This window comes from Conchiformibius kuhniae DSM 17694 (assembly GCF_000428785.1).
Classification (GTDB): Bacteria; Pseudomonadota; Gammaproteobacteria; order Burkholderiales; family Neisseriaceae; genus Conchiformibius; species Conchiformibius kuhniae.
Window position 1 is genome coordinate 1 of record NZ_AUAP01000047.1, and the last position, 2,163, is coordinate 2,163.

Genomic DNA, 2,163 nt, shown 5'->3' on the forward strand with positions numbered 1-2,163 from the left:
GTGGTTTTACCATGGTCAACGTGACCGATGGTGCCAACGTTTACGTGCGGTTTGCTACGTTCAAACTTTTCCTTTGCCATGGCAAAATATCCTTTAAAAACAAAAAATCGGGAGTATGAGAAGTGGTGCCCATGGGCAGAATTGAACTGCCGACCTCTCCCTTACCAAGGGAGTGCTCTACCCCTGAGCTACATGGGCTTTAAACTTTTGGAGCGGGTGAAGGGAATCGAACCCTCACCGTAAGCTTGGAAGGCTTCTGCTCTACCATTGAGCTACACCCGCTTATCTCTAGCTCCAACTTTGGAAATCTGGTGGTGGGAGAAGGATTCGAACCTTCGAAGCTTACGCGGCAGATTTACAGTCTGCTCCCTTTGACCGCTCGGGAATCCCACCGCAAAGAGAAACGAAACTATAACGCGCTTCGGGCTGCCTTGTCAAACAAAATCGCGGCGTGCGTGTGTGCTTTTTGCCGACATGTTTATTTTCTAAATGATTTTATTTTTCGGCAATGATTTTTTCGTATTTCGCCTGAAGCTGCTCGGGGGTTTCGGGGTTGTCTTCGTCAATCAAAATGCAGTCTACGGGGCAAACCTGCTGGCATTGCGGTTCGTCATAGTGTCCGACACACTGCGTGCACAGGTGCGGGTGGATTTCGTAGATTTCTTCGCCCTGATAAATGGCATCGTTGGGGCATTCGGGTTCGCAGACATCGCAGTTGATGCACTCATCGGTAATAAACAAGGACATGTTGGTTTGATTCTGAACAAAATATCGATTATAACACGTTTTGCCGATGTATCCTGCCGAAAATCAGATGCTTAAGTTATTGAGTATCATTATATTTTCCAAACGGCATGACCGATTGGCGGATACGGCGGGCATGCGCCGGAAGCACCGGCGTGTTGTGCGTTTTGCCGCACATATGCACCAACGGCGTGCTAGAAGCGGCAGAAGTTGCACACCAAGCGGCGGTTTTTTGGTATATTGCCGCAAGGCAGCTTTCTGCAGCAGCTTGGGCGGAACGGTGCCGGTTTTCTTTATCCGATAGTTTGATACGATACAGATGGAATCATTATGAAACATTATCTGCATGTGGCGGCACTTGCCGCTTCCGGTCTGCTGATGACCGCCGCCGCTTCTGCCGAAGGCACGCCCGGCTTTTACGTTCAGGGCGACATCGGTTTGGCGAACCTGAACACCAATACCGGCAAGTTCAAGGCAAAAGACACTTTCAAAAGCCTGAAAAACTCCTACCGCAAATCGGGCTTCATGCCGCGCTTGAGTGCGGGCTACGATTTTGGCAACAACTTGCGCGTGGCGGGCGACTACACCCATTACAAAAACACGGAAGATTCTGCCAAAAACGGCGGCAACAGCCTGCACGTCAAATCGCAGGCACGCAGCTTGGGCGTGTCGGCGATTTATGATTTTCCGATTGGCGGCGCACCCGTCAAACCGTATGCGGGCGCACGAGTGGGCTTGAACAAAACCCGCTTGCAGGCACGCACGCAGATGGACGGCAACCGGCACACCACTTCCGAAAGCAAAACCAAAGTGGGCATGGGCGTAATGGTGGGGGCAAGCTACGACATTGCGCCCAACATCGCTGCCGATGCGGGCTACCGCTACAACCACATGGGTTCGGAAGTCAAAGCCCACGAAGTAACGGCGGGCGTGCGTTATACCTTCCGCTGAACGCATCATTCGTTGCTGTGCGTAGCGGGCTTTAGCTGAAAATGCTGCCGCATCGGCAAACAACGATACGACCCGATAGCCCCGAAAGCAAACAACGACATCATTATGATGTCGTTGTTTTCATGTATGCCGCGAAAATCCGGCGCATCAGCCTGTATGCGATTTAATCAATATCCGTTAAACAGACTCTTGATTTCACGAAGCAAATAAGTGCCTTCACGCGCTGCCTGCACGCCATCACGGGCGGCATCAATGTTTTCACGCGCACTCTGCGTGCCACTATTGCTGCCTGTGGAAGCGCAAGCAGCCAAGAACAGAGACAGACCAAACATTACCACATATTTTTTCATCATGGAAACTCCAATCAGTTTGACGATGTAAAGACAATGCGTAATATTTGACAATCAAAATATCAAAACCACGCAGCCGTTCAAAACCACGCAGCCGTTCAAAACCACGCAGCCGTTC

At 50.9% G+C, this 2,163-nt stretch carries 3 protein-coding genes and 3 tRNA genes; 1 reads left to right on the plus strand and 5 read right to left on the minus strand.

Features of this window, described 5'->3' with window-relative positions:
* Window positions 1-123 precede the first annotated feature (123 nt).
* From G392_RS0109555 to G392_RS0109570, 4 genes are all read right to left on the minus strand, one after another.
* Window positions 124-198 (minus strand) — tRNA-Thr (locus G392_RS0109555).
* A 10-nt stretch (window positions 199-208) separates the two neighbouring features.
* Window positions 209-282: transfer RNA gene (locus tag G392_RS0109560), tRNA-Gly, on the minus strand.
* A gap of 27 nt (window positions 283-309) precedes the next feature.
* A tRNA-Tyr gene (locus G392_RS0109565) sits at window positions 310-393 on the minus strand.
* A gap of 102 nt (window positions 394-495) precedes the next feature.
* On the minus strand, window positions 496-747 hold the full coding sequence (locus G392_RS0109570; protein WP_027010045.1) for a YfhL family 4Fe-4S dicluster ferredoxin: 252 nt from the start codon (window positions 745-747) through the stop codon (window positions 496-498).
* A gap of 327 nt (window positions 748-1,074) precedes the next feature.
* Here G392_RS0109570 and G392_RS0109575 point away from each other — a divergent pair, with 327 nt between their 5' ends.
* Window positions 1,075-1,695: an opacity family porin gene (locus tag G392_RS0109575; protein ID WP_027010046.1), complete on the plus strand. Its 621-nt coding sequence runs from the start codon at window positions 1,075-1,077 to the stop codon at window positions 1,693-1,695.
* A 279-nt stretch (window positions 1,696-1,974) separates the two neighbouring features.
* Here the strand turns inward: G392_RS0109575 and G392_RS14115 are convergent.
* A partial coding sequence (locus G392_RS14115) for a hypothetical protein (RefSeq protein ID WP_211224367.1) occupies window positions 1,975-2,163 on the minus strand: 189 nt, incomplete at its 5' end.

Excerpts from the sequence above, each read along its gene's own strand:
- G392_RS0109570 (WP_027010045.1), bottom strand. The coding sequence starts at position 747 with ATGTCCTTGTTTATTACCGATGAGTGCATCAACTGCGATGTCTGCGAA.
- G392_RS0109575 (WP_027010046.1), top strand. The coding sequence starts at position 1,075 with ATGAAACATTATCTGCATGTGGCGGCACTTGCCGCTTCCGGTCTGCTG.